Raw genomic sequence first — 20,367 nt, forward strand, 5'->3', positions numbered from 1 at the left:
GTTGAAATTGAAAGGATCTTGAAGAAAAAGGGCCATCGTTACAGCTTCGGTAAAGGTGGCTGTATTTGTTGCGGATAGTGAACACCTCCATTGCGTCAACCATGGTGACGGGTGTCAACCACGTCAACCTGTCAACCAACTTAAAAAATCCAGCCGCTAACACGAACGCGCGGGTTCTATGCCCCGTGTCTATCCGGAATGCCCAGGGTCCCCAGCGGCTTTCCGACTCATAGGGCAAATGCACTGGTGAACAGCAGTTCACCCGGTTCACCTGTTCACTAAGCTGGGCACCTTTCCGCTGACACGATCACGCGGGTTTCCTACCCCGTAAAGAGTCGAATCAGCTAGGGGCCCCTTTGAGTGTAAGGTCCAAGCAGTATTGTCATGACCCGTGCCGCTGAAGGCTCGCCCTCCAAAGGGGGCAGGGGGCAAAAAGTGGGTGTTACAGGTGGCACAGGTGTTACATCTCGCAGCTTCATCTGGCTGCTACAAGTACGCCGCCTTTTGGTTCAGGGCAACTTCAGGCATGAGCGGGGGACCTGAAGGATTTTGAAGTTCTACCTTGGCACTATTTGAATAGCCGACTTAAGCCAAGCGTCCAATAATGGCCGCTTGCCAGTTTCTTTGGACACTGCTTGTGTTTTGACCTCACTATAGCGTGGCTCCCGCTAGGAGAGCGAAGGCGGAGCGCGCTGGCGGACTGCTGTGAACGCGCTGAGGCGATTACGTCGAATAACAATTAGGAAGTGCTGGGCTTTTATTGGAGATCGTATGAGCTTTTTTACGGATGAAGAATCAGAATCATTGAAGATCAGGAGAATGATCCTTCACGTGGTTGGCCCCAAGGACTTTCAAGCCATGCCTGAGCGCTCTTTGGAAGAGGAGGCGTTCTTCATAAGCAAGATAGAGGACATGGCAGCTACGCCTGTCTTCATGTTCAAGTCAGTCTCCACAACCCGCCAAGAAATCGAATCGATAGCGAGTGGCGATGTCTCTTTTGAGCACGGAGCGCAGAGCTTGGCCGCCAGCTTCAATCGCAAGCACGTCGGCGGCAGCGCAGATGGCGTTCTGTGCATGTTTGAGCTTGAAGTCGCAGATCCAGATGTGAAAATCTACAGCTTGATCAAATATGACTACAAGCTTGCCCTTGAGCAGAATGAGTCATCCCCAGGTCAAGCCTTTCGTAGAATAGTTACGGCACTGGTGGACGATAAGAAGGCCATCCAGAAGACGGCGCTGGTGCGTGTCGTCGACGGTGTCGCAGATCATAATATCTCAGCGACTGACCGGACCAAGCAAGGTGCTGACCTCGCAGACTATTTCGCCGATTTCCTTTCTGTCACCAGAGCTGTGTCCGATACGGAGCTAAGTGAGATAGCTCGAAAATTGATAAAGGGAGCTCTACAAGCTTGTAAGGCTGATTTGCCTGACCAGGATGTGCCTAGGGCCGTTAAGAGGGCACAAGCATCCCTGGGCGCTCGCAGGAAAATTGATGAAGAGGCAATTGTCGAGGCAGTCATGGCCGCGGCGGGCCATCCGGAAGACGAGAAAGTTGCTAATAGGCTGGAGCGTGAAACCCGCAGGCGTGTGAAGGGGAGCAAAATCCATGAAATCAGCTTCAAGCCAGATCGGCGGATCTTTCGGCAGCCTTACATGCGCAAAATTATGACGGTCGAGGGTGTGACGATTCTGTTTCCGGACAAAATCGAGAATCCTAATGTGCTGGTGGTCGATCTTGACGGAGACAGAAAACAGATCATTGTTGACACCGATAAGGTCACGGAGGACAGCGTTGTCACACCTAAGCCTGGTCAACCTACTTAATTGTCTAACTAAAACTCAAAAAGCGTTGATCTCGGAAGGGGCGCTGAGCCTCGTCGCCTCAAACTTGTCAGCCGTAACCACCCTCGAAGTAGCGCGTGCTGCAGTCGAAGAGGGTTGGCCCTTCAGCATCGCCGATAGCCATGGTACTGAATACGGTATTGAAGAGGTTGATGCTGATTTTGGGCCCTTTCGTGTTGCGCTCGAAAAGCCTTTATCTTCTGAGCAAAGTGCTTCAGATGATCTGTTTATCGCCACCGAAGTTGGGTACAGGGGCTTTCTTCGCAGGGGCCATAGTGCGTCATGCTGGCGTATCCTTGGATTGACCTCTCCATTCAGCACTAGGGCCAGGATCTATTGTGGATGGAACGAATCCTTACCATTAATGGCATCACCAGCCACGAAGCCACCCCGTCTACTGGTTAAGGAGTCTGCGAACGTTCGCACTGTGCCAGAAGACGTTCGGCATTGGTTGCTAGCAGAAGGTTCTGTCTTCGAATCAAGTGATCCATTTCAGGTGATCTGGGCAGCGTACGCGCTCAATTACCTAACTCGCTGCTTTGCAAACGAGATCGACTCCACCGGTACCACGCTCACGTTTAAAGGGCCACCTAAGCTCAGCCTGACGATCAGCCATATGGCAGATGGAGGAGAGGACGCGTCGCTTGCAAGTTTCGATGTTGTCCAGGAAGCCGCCGGTTGGGTCTTCGATAGTACGAGGGAGGCTGAGGTTAAACATATCCTCCTTTCAGCTGAAATCGCCCGATCCGGTAGGGCCGACGGCTTGGCAGGGGACTATCTCAGGGAATACCTCAGAGGCGCACTTGATTGCGCGAAGATCGCCTATCAAATGGCAGTGTCGGATATCACCAAAGACACCCTTAAGTCCTTAGGGGAGCTGCGCAAGGCTGTCACTGAGGAAACGTCTAAAGCGACAGATGCAACCCGCCAAGCTGTGGCGGCAATAGCTACAGCTTTGACGGTCGGCCTTGGCCTGATCGCAGCCCGACTCACAGTACAGATTAACCCCTACCTGATTTCCCTCGTCATGGTCGTAGCGTTTGGCTATACCCTTATGAGTGTGGTGTCGGGACGGAAATTCATTACCATTCAACAGAGAGTGCGCCAAGAGTGGCAGCCAAAGCTATACCGTTTTCTATCCGGCGAAGAATATAGAAAAATGGTAACTGAACCTATCAGTGAAGTAGAAAGGCTATTCAATCGCGTTAGCAGATGGGGCCTACTTATGTTGGGCATGACTGCTGCAGGGGTCGTTATCTTCGCATTTTTGTACAGCAACGCCGTCACTACGCAATCTGGTACTCAGGTCGCGCCTAAGCCTCAGGTGGATCCGCAAAAAGTAATACCAGAAGCTAGGCCTCCAATACCTCGTAATCTGGAAAGGGGGATAAGGATAAACTCCGACTTTTTTTCGTTATCCTTGGAGGTTTGATTGTATGGTGCAAAATTTATTAAATTTGATGAGGCCTATATTCGGTCGGCTCTCAACTGGGAATAAGTTAGTGGTTAAAGCTGTCTGAAGTTCAGAGGGGAAGCGAGCATCTTGTCTCTGATGGACTTGCTATTTGGAGGGACTAAGTCGGTATATGGGTTGCAATACAAGGTGGGCGCTCTCGTACTTATAGTTGTTCACCTAGTGTTCTCACTCGGCGCTACCTAGTGAGTAGTTGCGCCTACCAGCTTTTTAACCATATCTGCTGCACTCTCGCTAGTTAAGTTGTCAACGTCGATAGTCCAATCCGCAATCAATGAAAGGTTCCGAGACGCGATTTCATTGGGGTGACTAATTGCGACTTCATATTCAGCCGAGTCATCTTGACGGTTTCTGGTTTCGTATCGATTTTTTAACAGAGACTCAGCGCAGTTGAAATGAACATGTTTGACTGCTGAGCCAAAATGCTCTCGAAACAATTTTACCTGTTCCTCCTTCCTAACCGCGTCGACTATCCATAGGCACTGGCTGGGGTTTGCCTGGATTTGAGGCAAGGCGACGTCTATTACAATCCACTGGTATTGAGTCTGTAGGTCGAGCCGATCCCCAAGAACTTGGAGTGTGCTTCTTTCAATAGGGATGCCCTGTGATGCCGCAAGTTTTCTCAGGTAAGCGCTGGACTGTAGAGCAGTGTATCCGTACTTGTTAACCAGGACTTCCCGAATCGATGTTTTTCCAACGGCCAATGGTCCGCTGATGAGGAGAATCGAATGATTTTTCATCACAACTATAGTCCAATAATGCCAAGAACTTTTTGGCCTTGTATCGAGCGAACTTCAATCACATAATCTTTGATGTTGGGAATGCAGTAGTCCGTAACAACTTCAACTACTTTCTTTACTGGTGCGCCCGATTTGGGTCTTGCAGGATATTCATCGATAGTCATAAAATCCTTAATCCCTCGTGCGTGCGGCATGGGAAATGTATTGCCAGAGTTCATGCGGCATAGCATAATTTTTTTCTCGTAATCTCTTACGAATGATTCTGTATCTATGGTGAGTACATCGTGAGTAAGTTTTTTGTACGCTCGAGCGTTTAAAAGCTTAAAAAGACGATGCTCTTCGGCCCACATAAAAACCTTTCCGTTAATAAGTCGATACCACTCGGCCGGTGTTGTTCCGTCTATGAGTGCATCGACGAGACGCTTGGGAGGCATGGGGATCTGATCTCTAAGTACGATTGAGTTCCCAGGCCTGCCAACTGTTACTTTACTCGGGCGATGCTGGGCTTCCAGTGCAAGACGCTGGGCTCCAGTAAGGTTATATCTGTCAATAACCGCAAGAGTGCTCAGTAGTCCGTATCTCTTGATGGATGGCCAAGTGCCGGCTTCGGCCATGTGGTAAAGTTTTGGATAATGTTTGATAAACTTATCTAAGTCCATGATAATCCTCTTTTACCACATTCTTCTATCGATAATGTTTCGGTCATTGAACGCCGTTGACATCATTGAGACAGGGACGCCACTAACTTTTTCGATCTCTTCAATGAATCGAAGGGTTTTGTCAGTGAGTTGCTCATAGCGAAAAGCGTTTCTATTTCTGATGTCAATATAATCAGTAAAAGTAAGAGCGATGTCAGTAGGGCCATTTAGTAGTAACGATTTTCTAAGTTGGGCCCAGTCAAACTCAGCCACTCGCCGGGGGCGATGTGATACCGAACCTATCTCTGTCTGGTCAAGCTCGGACAAAGGGATGCCAGACCGTTCTGCGATATCGCTGAATTTGATTGGTTGGCTCATAAACCCCGAAGAATTCCCAGTCACGGAATCTCCAACTCGAATAGGGTAAGTCCTACAAACCATCATCACCTTTCTCACATGTCTAGGCGAGAGTCCAGCCTCTGATAAACATGCTGCCGCAGTCGTGGCCCTAGACGTGACATGTGGATAGAACCCATGGTGTAGGCTAAGAGAGGTACCTTGGGTTCCTTCAAGCATTATCTTTTTTCCACCTGAAAGGCACCTAGCAAAAAACTCAACTGAGTCGCTTAGGTAGTGCTTTAGGCTAGGAATATCCTTTGCGAGACGGACCTTGGTTTCAGGTGTCCTCTCCAGGATTTTTCTCGCTGTCGCATGCCCGATACCCTGGGCGGTAGATCCAATTGCGCCTTTGAGCACCTGTTCTTCCCAGTCAATATCAGCCTGATCAATGATCATAGCTTGCGGATCAATAATCACCTTTTCGAATGTGAGCGCAAGTTCGGTTATTTCTCGAAGCAAAACTTCTAGGCTAATTACCGCTCCTGCTCCAATAACCAAGGTTGCATCTTTATTTCCTAGAGCGCCTGACGGTAACTGCCTGAAAGTATATGGTTTGTCGTCTACTCTATATACCTTGTGACCAGCGTTTGGGCCGCCAACGCGTACCAGAACGTCATACTCAGGCGCCAAATAATGCGCAATATTTCCTTTTCCTTCACTCCCGTATTGCCCGCCGACAATTACGTCCACGACGGGCAATGCGATGATCGGACGATTCTCCAATCGGGCAATTACCCTTGCGTATACGTCGTCTTGATTACAGCGGTCGCTGTCAATCACCACGTCGGCAATCTTTGCCATAGTATTGGAGAGGCGTTCTGTTGAAAAACCCGAAACTTCACTGTATGTGGCGTTATCTGTCGGGCTTCCACGCTCGTCGTACCGTTTAGTGAGAATACGTTCGCTTGCCTGCAGGTGTACATGGGTCACCACCCAACCGCTGTGCCGGAGGTATCTGATTTGCTCCGCTGACCTGACTGAGTCAATGACGACTAGAGTAAGATCCTTTTCGTTCACTAAGCGAGCGTTGAGTACGTTCGCGAGCCATGTGCCATTCGTATCACGGTCAAGCTTTAAGCCAGCATTATGGCGCGCCCTACGAGAAACTCCAGAGCTAGGAAGAGCTTGTTTAATGAGGTCTTTCGTCTTGATCAGCTCTGCCCCGGCTTTAGCAACTAGCTGTCTGGCTAACGTGGTTTTACCTGCGCAAACACGACCAGATAAAACAATGGCTTTTGGTTTCATCCGTCTTCCTTGTCGGTAGTCTTAAAAAGTTGCGTTAGGCGGGGAGCTTATAAATTGTTGTGCGAACCCCTTTTTCAACTAACTCTTCGGTTATAAGCTCTTTGATAACGTCCCAGTTTGCCCCGCCGTGCCCGGTTCCGACTCTAGGCATATGAACGGATGCTCCAATAGCAAGAGCTTGCTCCCTTACGTGGGAGAGACATTTCGCAAAAGCAGCATAGCTCAGCCGCTGTTCTTTCGAAGTCCCATACCCTTTTTGAGCAACCATGTGCGCAAAGCTAATTCCGTTACCATTAGCACCGATGTACACCTGTCCGAGAGTAGGTGTTTGGTCAACGGCCACTGTATCTGCGCGGTATTGGTCCCAGATGTTAGGGAATTGTTTTTTTACTTGGTGAGCGAACCCACGGCCTCCCCATTGTGCAGGAGTATTAGGCACGACATGGGCAATTAGTTTTGGTCCATTTCCGTGAGGTGCAAATACATTTCCTACCACTTCAGTCAAAGCTGGATGATTGAATTCGGTGTTTTGGTTGGGACGAAGAATACCGACAACTCGCGGCACAACACTACCAGGATAAGGGGCCAACCCCATACATTCGATACGATAGCTTTGGCCTTGAACATCTTCGTCACCCACTGAGGTGAAGCCGATAGCGCTCGCTTCGGAAACTATACCCTCATCACTAAAAGATTGTCCTGCCTTTATAGGGCAACTCCAGCCAGGTACCGGAATTACGTAATCAACCCTATAGACGTTGTCTTCTTGGTGAAAAGAGGCGCAAAATGCTGCGCTTGGTGAAGTTGCAAGTTTAATGCTTCTGATTAAGCAAGCTTCAACAGATACATCGAATGTTTTACGGATTTCAGTGATTTGCTCCATTGTTGGTACGCTATCACCAAGTTGTGGAAAGCTTCCCAATGGCATCAATAGCTCTGCGGCACCAATATTACATAGAACTTCGAGCTGCCAATTATCACTGCGACTCGCGGTGTCGCCGCTTCGATGGCGTACCTCTTCATGGCAGTCCGAAAATAGTGAGTGTGCAACCTCATGTGCGATTGAGAACCTCAGCCGTCCACGTGGGCGCATAGGGTTGTACTCAAGCAACAGGCTATTATCGGTCTCCTGAGCGCGCAGACGCGCATCGGGGATGTCCCCTCGCGCCTCGGTGCGAATGCCCAGAAAGGTCGCAAGTGCTAGGGGGTCAAATGGAGGTCCACCCCAACCGTTATCCATAGCGTGCAGGACAAGTTGTCGCGCTCGATTCTCCATCGCTACTACAGGATCTCCACCCGCAGCGAAGCCCAGAACCGAAGGGTTGGTCCAGTTAAATTTATGGGTCATAGAGAATCGCTTCCTAAGGTGGGCTGCAGCTGAGTCGACGCGTCCATTGTCGCTTGCCTCCGTGGCTTGGTGAAGACCCAAATAATTCGCTGTCAGCCGCTACAAGCGAAGAAAACGTTGCTCTTCGCTCGTTGAGCCTTGCCGCTAGGGGAGGGAGGGCGGCAAATGCTGACGAATCAACAATGGCAGAAACCTCATCGTTCCGACAAGCGGTATTTATTAGGCGCGAACAGCTCTAGGTTTGGAGGATTCATAGCTATTTGATTAACGCGATAACGCGTTTTTCTCAACGGTAGATGATTTTTGCGAAGCTAAGCTATTGGTTTTGCTGATAGCGATCAGCCTAAGCGAATGTGTTGTATTGAGTCTTGGCTCCTGAGGAAGCTCGATTTGAGCGTGCTCATCGCGCGGTTGCTGTACCGTACCAGTGTAGGTTGTGTGATGTTGTTCAGAGTAAGCAGCCCGCAAGAGCGGGCTGCTTCGGGGTTACGCGGCTAGCAGCTCGGCCAGGGAGATACTGCGAGCGACGGCTGCCAAGTCGGAGCGCTCAAGCCTCGAATGGAAGGGGCCGAAGCGAGGTACCTCAAGCCCGGACAAGGCATCTCCCATTCCGCCTTTTAGGTAGCTGACTGCCAGAATCCGAGCACCTACAGCGAGCAGTTGCTCGGTCGCCGCGTTCCACTCCTCATCCAATGCAAACCCAACCGCGCTCAATGCGGCTGTCTTGGATTCATCTCCACGTTGGCGAGCATTCGTGATTTGAGCTTCTAGAGTATCAAGCTCGACTTGCAGGGCTCCTAGGATCAGGTCTTGCCTTCTGACCTGCTCGTCCGTTGTTGCCAGTTGCTTAGCGGCCTTTTGCATTTCGCCGCTTGCTGATTTTTCCCCTTCTGCATCACCGCTTGCGAGGCATTTGGCGTAGGACGTTGCAGCATCGCGCTCGGCTTGTTGCGCCTTTTCCAGGGCTTGATCGGCTTCTGATTGAATTGCCTGAAACCGCTCGTTCAGGTGGGATTTTTTCCGTTCCAGCGCTTCGATTTCAGCAGTCGCATCGGACATTGCTCGGATGGAGTCGACTTTGATTTGATCATTTTTTTCCAGACGTTCTAGGTGTTGAATCTTCCGATCAATTGCAGCCAACTCGCGTGGTATTGCACGTATACGAGCTTCGGCGCTGGATATTTTATCGGCAGCTTCGCTTGCTTCCGGGCTTCCAATTGGGTTGCCAATAGCGCTGAAGCCGCGCGGCGCGTTACGCCATTCGGCTTCCAGTTGTGGAAGGCTTTGTTCCAATATTTCCAGTTCTTGATTCAAGGCGGCTTGCTGCTGTTTTAGCTGGTTCATGTTGCGTTCCCAAAGGCGAAAGGTTGATTGGTTTTTTTCTCGTTGGCGGGCCAGGCCAAGGTGAGCCTGAATTCCTTATGGAGCGGCCGTTATTACGCCGCCTGGGCGCCGTGATCACCTTGTTCTGGCACTGCCACAACTACATAGCAGCGCTGCAAGCCCAGCCCCGGTAGTCGCACTGCGGTTGAAGCTTTGCCATCCTTTCCAGGCTCTAAAACGCCTCGTCGCAGGAGCTCTTTGTTAACCGCACTCAGGTTCATGCCTCGGAAGATTTCGGAGCGCCATGCTTCCGGCAGCACGTAGTAGGTGTTGGTGGTGTGCAGGGCATCGCCCATGCCGTGTTCCATCGTCTTGCGAAAGCCCAGTCGATCAATCGTGCGTGGGCCGTGTTCATCGATCTTGGCGGCGGCAGATTCCCAGCGGGTGAAGCGGCTTTCTCCAAAACGCTCGATGACTTGTCTCAGTCGCGCCAAAATCGCATCGCCCTCGAAGTTTCCGGCGCCGCCACGCTCGGCTAGCCACGCATGCAGACACACACGTGCAGCGGTCGTGGCTGTGCCGTCCGGCCAGCCGGTGACTCCGAAGGCGGTGGCTAACTCTCCGGCCGCTGCGGCGAGGCCGAAGCGAAGGGCAGCACGCTGGGCTTGACCACTGGCCGAGGCGGGCAGGTTTTGGCTGATGAACTGTTCCACCGTGCGGCGAACGATCACCGTCCATCTGAGCATTTCCCCAGGAGTACACAGTGCGTGCAGGAAGGCGGTAAGCGGTGTGCCGTAGTATTTGGCGACACGGGCCTTGAGCGCATCGGAGAGGGCGGCAGCGTCCTCAAAACCATTCAGCACATCGAACATGCCGAGGCCTTTGCTGGCATCCGCTGGCACGGCGAGCATGCGCACCTCCATACCGGCTTTCAGCTCCTTGTTTGCATCCGCCATGTGCTGCGCCAACGTCTTCTCGCCGGTCGAGAGAAACAGCAAGCGCCACTCCTGCACCTGTCGGCCCGCTTGTCCTCGATCATTCGCCCGGGCCTTGCCGGTGCCGTTGCCGAGCATGTACACCGTTTCGCCAATGATGCGCGGGTCGCACATGCCGATTTCATCCAGTACCAGGAGACCGTCTGAGTGTGCGGCGGCGATGGACTCCAGGGCGTTATCCGTCGAGCGCCACGAGCGCACCAGGCGCGGCCCGCCATAGACCGACGCAGCGACCTGCAAGTGAGTGGTCTTGCCCCCGGAGCTGTCGCCATAGAGGTGAAAGCCGCCCGACTCATGCCCGAGCAGGTTAAGCAGAGGCCCCGCAAAGGCCACAGAGACGACAAACGCCAAGCGGTGATTGCCGACGCACAGCGCGCCGATTTGCTGCTGCCACTGCTCCAGAGAGCCCGCCTCGCTGATCGGTGGCAACTGGGCACCGGCCTCATAAAAATGCAGATGCTCGGCGTGCGAGCCGATCTGTTGTTCGGGCAGAAGGAAGGCCTTGTCGTGCCAGCCCAAGCGCGTCACCAAACGTGCGCGCTGGGCGCTATCGAAGCCGCCGAGGTAACTCTGCAGGTCATTGCGTGCGTTGCGCCCTGATCGACTTCCTGCAAGGCGCAGACCCATGTCTACCAAGGGGCCGAGTACGTCTTTGCCGAAGTCGCCGGTCATAGTTCGTGCCGGAATGTTCCAGCGTTTTTTGGCACCGTCCGGGTCATCGAACTCGACCAGCAACCCCCAGTTGTGGCCCTTGTCGTCGCGAGTACGGGCGATGATTTCGAGAGGCGAGCACACGGGGCGCGCCTCGCCATCATCGCCGGAATAAAACACCCCTTCAGACGTCAGGCGAAAGCCGCCCGGCAATAGGTCATTTTTCGATTTCGCAGGGCGTTTGGCGGGCGCCTTGGCCTTCTGTTCTTGAGGTTCAGTTGGCTCAGCGGCACTGCCGAAAAACTCACCGCTGCGCACCAGCTCGGCGACGTGGGCAGCGGTCCAGCCTTTGCCTAACGCATCCGCTGCATCGTCGCCGTCTGCCCACTTTCCACCCTTGATGAGCGTGGGCTCTCCGCCTTTGCTGCTGGGCTTGAGCTTGAACACGTCGAGCGAGACTCGTTGTACCGAAGCGACGCCCAGCTCAATCAACTTGAGCTCGATGGCGTCCATGCAGGTCTTGCCGCTGGCATCGTTATCCGGCCACAGCACCACCGTGCGCCCTCTGAGTGGCGTCAGGTCGGCCTTGTGCCAGGAGTTCGAGCCGTTCGGCCAGCAGGTGGCGACGTGATCGGGCATCAGTTCAGCGGCGGCGTCAGCAGCCTTTTCACCCTCACACAGCACCACCGGCGCATCGGCACGCTGTGCCAGATCATCCAGGCGTAGCAATGGCCGAGGTTCCGGCAACCCTTGCCAGCGCCATTGTGTGGTTTGTCCATCGGAGCGCTTGCACCAGGTCAACGGCGCAAACACCTTCCGCGGTTTGCCGTCCTCATCGGGGCCCAGGTCGAAGCGATACAGCGCCATGACCGGTTGGCCCTGAGCATCGCGATAGATCCACACTTTGGAAGGGGCGCCGTGTTGTCGGTGTTTGGTTGGACACTTGTTCATGGCCTCGGCCGGGATCGGTTGAATCGCGATCCACTCCGGCGTTGCGCTCTTGGTCGGTGCGCTTTTGGCAGTCGCAGAGCCAGCGGAAACACTGAGCAGATCCGCCAGCTTTTTGCAGGCATCAACGTCCGTGCCGCCGTCGATGTAGCGCACTAGATCGATCAGGTCGCCGCCCTTATCGCCGGTGGCGAAATCCGCCCAGGTGCCTTTGCTCAAATTGACCTTGAGTGAGCCTGCGCGTTTGTCCGTACGCGTCGGATTCGGCGCGGTATATTCCTTGCCGCCGTCGACGCGTTTGCCGTTCGGCAGCCACTGAGTAAGGACGCGGTCGATGTTCTTCAGGGCGGCGCTTTTTACGTCAGCGAAGCTCGGGCGTTTTGATGTGCTGCCGGTGCGCTGAGTCATAGTGTGGTCCTCGCCTCAAGCAACGCCTCGTTCACGTCGTCGATCAGCGCCTTAGCCATCTCTCCGAGGTAGAACGCAGGCCAACTAAAACGCTCGCCCGCATCGCTGATGGCGGCATCGAGGATCAGTTGATTGGCGTGGTGAAGAATCTGGGAGACGGCTTCAAGTGCGTCCTCCAGCGGGATACCGGCATTCACCCGAAACAGGTTTTGGCCATTACCGTTGGCAGGGGAAAACTCAGAGCGTCCACGCGTGCTGGAGTTGGTCACAGTGCACCGCCTTTCTGGCCCATCGGCACAGAGGAGGCATCACCGTACATGGTGAGTGTTTTGATCAAGCCCAAGGTGCCGCGCACATCCCAAATAACCGACGACAGCACGCGGTTGGAGAGCAGTGGTTTGTCCCCGTCTAAGTGGTCTTCTAGCAGCATGAGAACTGAATCGGCACGGTCGAGCGCACAGGTGATGGCGTCGATAGGCAGACCGGCTTCGGCGTCTTGGCTGACGCAGAGGAGATCCTCGGGTAGTGCAAAGCCTGGGAGCATGCTCATTGGGCACCCCCTGCGGCTTCCAGGGCGCGAGCCTTTGACATATGGGCGTTGTAACGGGAGAGACGTGTGGCGAGGCTGGAGTTGGCGTGTAAAGCGGCAAGAGCCATTGCTCGATGAGCGGCGGCGCGAATTTTGGACGGATTGAGGGCATGCATCTGGTGAAGCTCCTGTATGTGAGGAGCTGCCACGGTTCGCCGCTAAACGAATTAGGGTGGCAGCTGTGCGCGGGTTAGCGGACCGGGCATACAGGACCCCGGCAGACCTGAAGGTCTCCCACGCACAGCCACCATAAACGAGAGTCGCAGGCACAAAAAAAGCGCATGCAATCGAGTCGGAAGCGCTTGTGCGCCTGTATGTGCTCGGGCCGCTAAACCCGGTCGTTGAATTTGCAACGACGGCCAGAGAGTAACGTCGGTTTTTTGAAAGTGCAACCGTGCGGATCGCTTGCGGATTTTTTCGATGGGGCATAAATTGGTCAGACATGTAGATTTACCTCAACGCCTCCGGTTGCCGCCGGGGGCGTTTTCGTTTCAGGCATGGACTTCCCAGCGCAGGGAGAGCAGTGGGAGAAAGTCGCCGTCGAGGCAAGATCGTGCATCTTCGTAAGCATCGATTTGTTGCCCTTCATCCACGATCACTGCACGCGGGGCTTCGCTGGGTACTGAAAGTGCACACCAGGTGCCGTCTGCCCATCGCATGACTACAACTACTCGATTCAGGCGTTTTTGTTGCGTTCTGTGGCGCTCAAAACGTTGCATCCATCGTGACGAGAAACCGACTTTTCTGAGTACAGAGAAGGGCTGCAAAATGACCTTAGTGGCGATACGGTTCGTCATGCCGCCACCCTGTCTCGAGCTGCGATTCGTGCACGCGTCCAATCTAAAACTTCAGCCAGTACCCATGCGACGGGAGCGCTACGGGCGTTACTAGCGCTGAGTTTTACTGGAAGTGGGAAGCCGCTATCCGCTTGCTGCATTAGTTTGTAAATCGTTGGGCGCGCTAACCCAACGATGGCCATTACTTCCGGCATGCGGATCAGAATTGCTGAAGGATCTGCGGCAAAATGACTGGTTCGCTTGGCGTTCAGATCTCTTGTTTCGTAAGAGCGGATTTCGGTGGGATTTGCGGACTTGCAGTTATGAACATTCATGGATGACCCCTGGTTATGGATACAGGGGTATCTATCTATACATTTATCTAGATGAAGAAAACTACTTTTCCCCTAGACCGGTCAATGTGTAGTCAATATGGGTGCAACGCAGGGTGAACGCGGCGGTTTAGTAATTGCGCAGCTAGCATTGGTCGATCAGGTGGCAGGCGTCAGCAACTATAGAGCGGTTGCGCTGAGAGAGATTTGAGCAGGCCGCTGCTTAGCGCCGAATGCAATACGGTTTGGCGATCAGTCATTGCCAAGTGCCTCAGGCGCTGTGTAACCGAAAGTCCCACGCCCTGCGCTTGAAGGGCGGAGCCAGCGAAGGTCGCTTGGTAGGCTCGGGCGAAAAACGCCTGCCCGCAGTGCTTGAGCGCTGTCTTTTGCGTTACACGTTGGGGCAGCGTTACATCGGATGTACGCTATGTCGCTCAACTGTGTAACGGGCGTGAAAGCCAATGAATCCGGGCACTTGGCGAGTGGCGTTACACGAGTAACACCCGTTACACCGGTTTTGGAGGGGGCTGGGTATGTGCTCTCATACTGCCTTTCCAAATTGGCCCTGCACCACATTTCCACTCACTAGGGCATCAAGGTGATCGGCGTACCACTGCATCATTACTCTGCGCTGAGGCAGGTACACCGCTTTGTTATAGACCCCAGCAATACCCTCCTTTGCATGAGAGAGCTGGGCCTCAATGTGATTCTCATCGAAACCCTGCTCATTGAGTATGGTGCTCGCAATGTGACGAAAGCCGTGGCCTGTTTGCCGACCGGCATATCCCAGTCTGCGGAGCGCCATTAGAAAGACGGTGTTACTACGGGGGATTGTCCTGTCTTTCCTGCCCGGAAATAGGAGAGAGTACGCACCTGTAAGTGTTCGTAACTCAGTGAGCGCTTCGATCGCCTGCCGAGAGAGGGGAACCACATGTTCGCGACGACGTTTCATTCGCTCGGCTGGGATCGTCCATAGCTTTTTGGAGAGGTCGATTTCTGACCAGCGTGCTTCTCGGATCTCGCTCGGGCGCGATGCTAATAAGGAAAGCAAGCGAAGCCCTATGCGAACGTCCTTTGCGTGAGGGTAGGAGTTGATCGCTCGAAGTAGCGCAGGCAGTTCTTCAATCGAAACGTGCGCATAGTTTTCAGCACTACGTGATTGCAGGAATTTGTTGAGACCTTCAAGGGGGTTGTGGAAGGCCCGTCCTGTTACGCGGGCCAGGTCATAGATCTCTTTGCAAAAGGCACGAACTCGGCCCATTTGTTCAATGATCCCCTTCTGTTCCATGCCACGTAGAAACTCCATCCATTCCAGGGGCAATATTTCTGTGTACACGCGCTTGCCGAAGACAGGGAACACATGAAGCTCCAATGCTCCCAGCACTCGTCGGGACGTACCTGCTTCCCAGCTTGTGCGTCTGGCTTCAAACCACTCACGGCCTAACGCCTCAAAAGTGTTGTTGGCAGCAACCTGGTCGGCAACCTTGCGAGCTTGCTTGCTCACTAGTGGATTTTTGCCGGTCGATGCGTCTTCCCGCAGTTGAGCTGCTTTCTGTCTCGCCAATGAGCCACTGATATCGGGGTAGCCGCCTAGGCCCAGCCACGACCATTTCCCGTCTGGCTTTTTGTAGCGCAGCTCCCACGATTTTTGCCCGTTAGGTTTCACCCGGAAGTACAGGCCATTCCCGTCCTGCTCACGATACGTAGCGCTCTCTGGCTCCAGGCCTGCAAGGGTGGTGTCTGCTAAGGGGCGGCGTTTGATTTCAGTGCGCTTCACTTCCTGTATGCCTCCGGTTATAGGAATCTCAAAGCATACACGTGGGCATACACGGCGGGAAGTTATAGGGGTAGACAGGGATGGATAGCCAGAAACAAGAAAGCCCGCACGGGGCGGGCTTCTTGGGGTGTTTCGTAGACTGTCTGAGACAGCCTGAGACTGCTATATGGTGCACCCGGCGGGATTCGAACCCACGACCCCTGCCTTCGGAGGGCAGTACTCTATCCAGCTGAGCTACGGATGCTTGTGCGGGCGACATCATACCCATGTCGACCTTGGGCGTCCATGCTGGTCTTTGGCCGTTTATGGGTAGGAATTTGCTGCCAAGAGGCTCTACACCGGCTACCAGTGATCAATACGTTGGAACCCGGCCGAAACACGTTGATCAGAAAGATTCGGCAAATGCGCCGTTTTCGTTCTTTTTTTCGAACAGGCTATTGCCCTGTACCCCCATTGATCCTAGGATTCGTTTGAGATTTCAAACGCTCTGTCTCCCGTGCGCTATTTTACTTATCTCGCGTGCTGGGGCTGATTTCCCTGACGGCAGCCCACAAGGCGCCTTTCAACAACTCTAATTCGCTCCGCGTGCGCGCGGTGCTGTTAAGGAAAGCCGACATGCAGCTCAAAGATACCCAGTTGTTCCGCCAACAAGCCTTTATCGATGGCGCTTGGGTCGATGCGGACAATGGTCAAACCATCAAGGTCAATAACCCGGCCACGGGCGAAATTCTCGGCACCGTGCCGAAGATGGGCGCGGCTGAAACCCGCCGTGCCATCGAAGCCGCCGACAAGGCCCTGCCGGCCTGGCGTGCACTCACCGCCAAGGACCGCGCCAACAAGCTGCGTCGCTGGTTCGAGCTGATCATCGAGAACCAGGACGACCTGGCGCGCCTGATGACCCTGGAGCAGGGCAAGCCGTTGGCCGAAGCCAAAGGCGAAATCGTCTACGCCGCTTCCTTTATCGAGTGGTTCGCCGAAGAGGCCAAGCGCGTCTACGGTGATGTGATTCCTGGCCACCAGCCGGACAAGCGCCTGATCGTGATCAAGCAACCGATCGGCGTTACCGCGGCCATCACGCCGTGGAACTTCCCGGCTGCGATGATCACCCGTAAAGCCGGCCCGGCCCTGGCCGCCGGTTGCACCATGGTGCTCAAGCCGGCTTCGCAAACGCCGTTTTCGGCGTTCGCCCTGGCTGAGCTGGCCCAGCGTGCGGGCATTCCAAACGGCGTGTTCAGCGTGGTTTCCGGCAGCGCCGGTGATATCGGCAGCGAGCTGACCAGCAACCCGATCGTGCGTAAATTGTCCTTCACCGGCTCCACCGAAATCGGTCGCCAGTTGATGGCCGAATGCGCCAAGGACATCAAGAAAGTCTCGCTGGAACTGGGCGGCAACGCGCCGTTTATCGTGTTCGACGACGCCGACCTGGATAAGGCCGTCGAAGGCGCGATCATCTCCAAGTACCGCAACAACGGCCAGACCTGCGTGTGTGCCAACCGCCTGTACATCCAGGATTCGGTGTACGACGCGTTCGCCGAAAAACTCAAAGTGGCCGTGGCCAAACTCAAGATCGGCAACGGTCTGGAAGAAGGCACCACCACTGGCCCGCTGATCGACGAAAAAGCCGTGGCCAAGGTTCAGGAACACATCGCCGATGCCCTGAGCAAAGGCGCCAAGCTGCTGGCCGGCGGCAAGGTGATGGAAGGCAACTTCTTTGAGCCGACCATTCTGGTCAACGTGCCCAAAGATGCTGCGGTCGCCAAGGAAGAAACCTTCGGGCCATTGGCGCCGCTGTTCCGCTTCAAAGATGAAGCCGAAGTGATCGCGATGTCCAACGACACCGAGTTCGGCCTGGCTTCCTATTTCTATGCCCGCGACCTGGGCCGTGTGTTCCGTGTGGCTGAAGCGCTGGAATACGGCATGGTTGGCGTCAATACCGGGTTGATCTCCAACGAAGTGGCGCCATTCGGCGGCATCAAGGCTTCGGGCCTGGGCCGTGAAGGCTCCAAGTACGGGATCGAGGATTACCTGGAAATCAAATACCTCTGCCTGGGCATCTAAGCTCGGCACGAGATTGCAGCAAACGCAGAGGGCACGAGAGCGCTGACCCTTTGCGTGTTTCAAGACGTTATTCGTAGTGGCCGGGAAAGCTGTGGCAGTCGATCATCGCATGCTGCCGTAGTTGCCTCCCCGCCACGTATTCCTTGGACCACGCCACCCGATGAGTGGCGAATGAGGACTTTATGAGCAAGACCAACGCATCCCTGATGAAACGCCGCGAGGCCGCTGTGCCGCGCGGTGTGGGCCAGATTCACCCGATCTTCGCCGAATCCGCGAAGAACGCCACCGTGACCGACGTTGAAGGTCGCGAGTTCATCGACTTCGCCGGCGGTATCGCCGTGTTGAACACCGGCCACGTGCACCCGAAAATCATCGCGGCCGTGACCGAGCAACTGAACAAGCTGACTCACACCTGCTTCCAGGTACTGGCCTACGAGCCGTACGTGGAGCTGTGTGAAAAAATCAATGCCAAGGTGCCAGGTGATTTCGCCAAGAAAACCCTGCTGGTCACCACCGGTTCCGAAGCGGTCGAAAACGCCGTGAAAATCGCCCGCGCCGCCACTGGCCGTGCTGGCGTAATCGCGTTTACCGGCGCTTACCACGGCCGCACCATGATGACCTTGGGACTGACCGGTAAAGTCGTGCCGTACTCGGCCGGCATGGGCCTGATGCCAGGCGGCGTGTTCCGCGCACTGTTCCCGAACGAACTGCACGGCGTGAGCGATGACGATGCCATCGCCAGCATCGAGCGCATCTTCAAAAACGATGCCGAGCCGCGTGATATCGCTGCCATCATCATCGAGCCGGTGCAGGGCGAAGGCGGTTTCTACGTCGCGCCTAAATCCTTCATGAAGCGCCTGCGCGAACTGTGCGACAAGCACGGCATCCTGCTGATCGCCGACGAAGTGCAAACCGGTGCCGGCCGTACCGGTACGTTCTTTGCCATGGAACAGATGGGCGTGGCTGCCGACCTGACCACTTTCGCCAAATCCATCGCTGGCGGCTTCCCGTTGGCCGGTGTGTGCGGCAAGGCTGAATACATGGACGCCATTGCGCCAGGCGGCCTGGGCGGCACTTATGCCGGTAGCCCGATTGCTTGCGCGGCTGCGCTGGCGGTGATGGAAGTGTTCGAAGAAGAGCACCTGCTGGACCGCTGCAAGTCGGTTGGCGAGCGCTTGGTGACGGGCCTCAAAGCCATTCAAGCCAAGTACCCGGTGATCGGTGAAGTGCGTGCCTTGGGCGCGATGATCGCGGTGGAGCTGTTCGAAGATGGCGACAGCCACAAGCCGAACGCGGCTGCCGTGGCTTCCGTGGTGGCCAAGGCGCGTGACAAGGGCCTGATCCTGCTGTCTTGCGGCACCTACGGCAACGTGTTGCGCGTACTGGTGCCGCTGACCTCGCCGGACGAGCAGTTGGACAAAGGTTTGGCGATCATCGAAGAGTGCTTCTCCGAGCTGTAAGCGGCGCTTGACCTGATCGACAGAAAAAACCCGCCTCGGCGGGTTTTTTTGTGCCCGCTGCAGCACATTCAGGCCATGTTCATTGTACGCAGGCGGGGTGATTGACTAAGGTGCAAGCATTGCCGATGGAGCGTGCTGGATGACTGCTGTTGATTTACCCGCTGTACCCCGCGTGTTAATTGCCGAGGCGGACCCTTGGTCGCGGGACCTGCTCAAGCAAGTGTTGTTGAATGTGCGCTGTGACGCGCGGCTGGATGTGTGTGCCGATGGCCAGGAAGCGGCCACGCTGTTGCGAGACAAAACCTACGACCTGATCCTGGCCGATTGGGAGTTGCCGGGCATCGACGGCTTGAGCCTGCTGCGCAGCGTGCGCCAGAAGCACCGTTCGCTGCCGTTTATTCTGCTGAGCAATCGCAATGACAGCGCCAGCGTGCGCGAAGCCTTGCCCCTGGCGCCCACGGCATATCTGACCAAACCCCTGAACATGGAAGGCCTGACCCAGCGCCTGCAAGACCTGCTGCTCAATGAAGGCGAAAGTGTGTATTGCGAGATACCGCCGCTGGCCCCGGGTATGGCCTTGCCAATGTTTCTGGAACGCCGCCGCGACGTCTGCGATGGCGCGCCGCTGCGGGTCGATGTGAAGGCCGCCGTGCAACACAGCCTGGCGCCGGACGGCCTGGACCTCAGGCAACTTGAAGAACAGGTAAAAACCGACCCGCAAATCACTGCTGTACTGATCGCCGCCGCCAACAGCGCCGGGCATCACGGCACGCCGGTGCAGACCCTGGCCGCGGCACTGCAAAAGCTCGCCGCCGGGCAGAGCATGAATCTGATTCTGGGCCTGGCGCTCAAGCACAACGTGGTGCTGGGTGACCCGGCGCTGGTGGCCTACGCCGAGCGCCACTGGCAGTTGTCCCAGGACACCGCCGACTATGGACGCCGCCTGGCGCGCATGTTGGAGCTGGATCACGAACGCTGTTACTGCGCCGGCATCCTGCATCGGCTGGGTGATTTGGCGTTGTTGCGCTGCCTGGAAGACTGGCGCCTGGGTGGCGGGGCGCTGGATGACGAAGTGATTGGCGAATCCCTGTTCACCTTCGGCGCCGCTTACGGTTCGGCGTTGCGCACGCGCTGGCGCTTGCCGCTGGAGTTGCGGCAGTTGATTGCAGCGACCTACTCACTTGAAGGCGGGGTGTATTCGCGCGACGCGCTGGTGGTGAACCTGGCGGCGCAAATGGCGCGATTGACCGAGCATGAAGGGTTGGAAGCGCTGGCCAAGAGCAAGACGGCGCGGCTGCTCAAGGTGGGCTTGTCGGAGCTGACGCGGGTGCGCAAGGCCTAGCTGGCAGCGAGGAACCCATGTG

Annotated in this window: 16 protein-coding genes and 1 tRNA gene; 5 read left to right on the forward strand and 12 right to left on the reverse strand. The window is 55.3% G+C overall.

What is annotated here, in order from left to right:
- Positions 1-771 precede the first annotated feature (771 nt).
- Both AOA59_RS12210 and AOA59_RS12215 read left to right on the forward strand, forming a co-directional pair.
- Complete coding sequence (locus AOA59_RS12210; RefSeq protein WP_099487563.1) at positions 772-1,824, forward strand: hypothetical protein; 1,053 nt, start codon at positions 772-774, stop codon at positions 1,822-1,824.
- Positions 1,793-3,274, forward strand: coding sequence for a hypothetical protein (locus AOA59_RS12215; protein ID WP_143522781.1), 1,482 nt, complete (start codon positions 1,793-1,795; stop codon positions 3,272-3,274). The genes AOA59_RS12210 and AOA59_RS12215 overlap by 32 nt, the downstream gene beginning before the upstream one ends.
- 224 nt (positions 3,275-3,498) lie before the next feature.
- Here the strand turns inward: AOA59_RS12215 and AOA59_RS33505 are convergent, their stop codons facing one another.
- From AOA59_RS33505 to AOA59_RS12275, 12 genes are all read right to left on the reverse strand, one after another.
- Positions 3,499-4,056: an AAA family ATPase gene (locus AOA59_RS33505; RefSeq protein WP_143522782.1), complete on the reverse strand. Its 558-nt coding sequence runs from the start codon at positions 4,054-4,056 to the stop codon at positions 3,499-3,501.
- A gap of 5 nt (positions 4,057-4,061) precedes the next feature.
- The gene (locus AOA59_RS12225; RefSeq protein WP_099487568.1) at positions 4,062-4,715 is read right to left on the reverse strand and encodes a hypothetical protein; all 654 of its coding nucleotides are present in this window, start codon (positions 4,713-4,715) and stop codon (positions 4,062-4,064) included.
- Positions 4,716-4,727: 12 nt separating this feature from the next.
- Entirely contained in the window at positions 4,728-6,338 is a 1,611-nt protein-coding gene (locus AOA59_RS12230) for an adenylosuccinate synthetase (protein ID WP_099487569.1), read from the reverse strand.
- A gap of 34 nt (positions 6,339-6,372) precedes the next feature.
- Positions 6,373-7,686 (reverse strand): ImmA/IrrE family metallo-endopeptidase, encoded by a 1,314-nt coding sequence (locus tag AOA59_RS12235; protein WP_099487570.1) that lies wholly within the window; start codon positions 7,684-7,686, stop codon positions 6,373-6,375.
- A 486-nt stretch (positions 7,687-8,172) separates the two neighbouring features.
- Entirely contained in the window at positions 8,173-9,030 is an 858-nt protein-coding gene (locus tag AOA59_RS12240) for a hypothetical protein (protein WP_099487572.1), read from the reverse strand.
- Positions 9,031-9,122: 92 nt separating this feature from the next.
- Positions 9,123-12,011, reverse strand: a complete 2,889-nt coding sequence (locus tag AOA59_RS12245; RefSeq protein WP_099487573.1) for a DUF927 domain-containing protein — start codon at positions 12,009-12,011, stop codon at positions 9,123-9,125.
- A complete protein-coding gene (locus AOA59_RS12250; RefSeq protein WP_065909070.1) occupies positions 12,008-12,280 on the reverse strand; it encodes a DUF3077 domain-containing protein in 273 nt (90 codons plus the stop codon). Before AOA59_RS12250 ends, AOA59_RS12245 begins: the two co-directional genes overlap by 4 nt.
- Complete coding sequence (locus tag AOA59_RS12255; RefSeq protein WP_017846196.1) at positions 12,277-12,561, reverse strand: hypothetical protein; 285 nt, start codon at positions 12,559-12,561, stop codon at positions 12,277-12,279. Before AOA59_RS12255 ends, AOA59_RS12250 begins: the two co-directional genes overlap by 4 nt.
- A 530-nt stretch (positions 12,562-13,091) precedes the next feature.
- Entirely contained in the window at positions 13,092-13,397 is a 306-nt protein-coding gene (locus AOA59_RS12260; RefSeq protein ID WP_099487576.1) for a hypothetical protein, read from the reverse strand.
- Positions 13,394-13,711, reverse strand: a complete 318-nt coding sequence (locus AOA59_RS12265) for an AlpA family transcriptional regulator (protein WP_099487578.1) — start codon at positions 13,709-13,711, stop codon at positions 13,394-13,396. Before AOA59_RS12265 ends, AOA59_RS12260 begins: the two co-directional genes overlap by 4 nt.
- Positions 13,712-14,249: 538 nt before the next feature.
- Positions 14,250-15,485, reverse strand: coding sequence for a tyrosine-type recombinase/integrase (locus AOA59_RS12270; protein WP_099487580.1), 1,236 nt, complete (start codon positions 15,483-15,485; stop codon positions 14,250-14,252).
- 167 nt (positions 15,486-15,652) lie between these two features.
- A tRNA-Arg gene (locus AOA59_RS12275) sits at positions 15,653-15,729 on the reverse strand.
- A 371-nt stretch (positions 15,730-16,100) separates the two neighbouring features.
- Here AOA59_RS12275 and gabD point away from each other — a divergent pair.
- From gabD to AOA59_RS12290, 3 genes are all read left to right on the forward strand, one after another.
- Positions 16,101-17,543 carry an NADP-dependent succinate-semialdehyde dehydrogenase gene (gene gabD / locus AOA59_RS12280; protein ID WP_069786413.1) on the forward strand — a complete coding sequence of 481 codons (1,443 nt, stop codon included), beginning with the start codon at positions 16,101-16,103 and terminating at the stop codon, positions 17,541-17,543.
- A 182-nt stretch (positions 17,544-17,725) separates the two neighbouring features.
- Complete coding sequence (gabT, locus tag AOA59_RS12285; protein ID WP_099487581.1) at positions 17,726-19,003, forward strand: 4-aminobutyrate--2-oxoglutarate transaminase; 1,278 nt, start codon at positions 17,726-17,728, stop codon at positions 19,001-19,003.
- A 139-nt stretch (positions 19,004-19,142) separates the two neighbouring features.
- Entirely contained in the window at positions 19,143-20,345 is a 1,203-nt protein-coding gene (locus AOA59_RS12290; RefSeq protein ID WP_099487583.1) for an HDOD domain-containing protein, read from the forward strand.
- Positions 20,346-20,367 lie beyond the last annotated feature (22 nt).

It is taken from the genome of Pseudomonas sp. 2822-15, assembly GCF_002742515.1.
Taxonomy (GTDB): Bacteria; Pseudomonadota; Gammaproteobacteria; order Pseudomonadales; family Pseudomonadaceae; genus Aquipseudomonas; species Aquipseudomonas salomonii.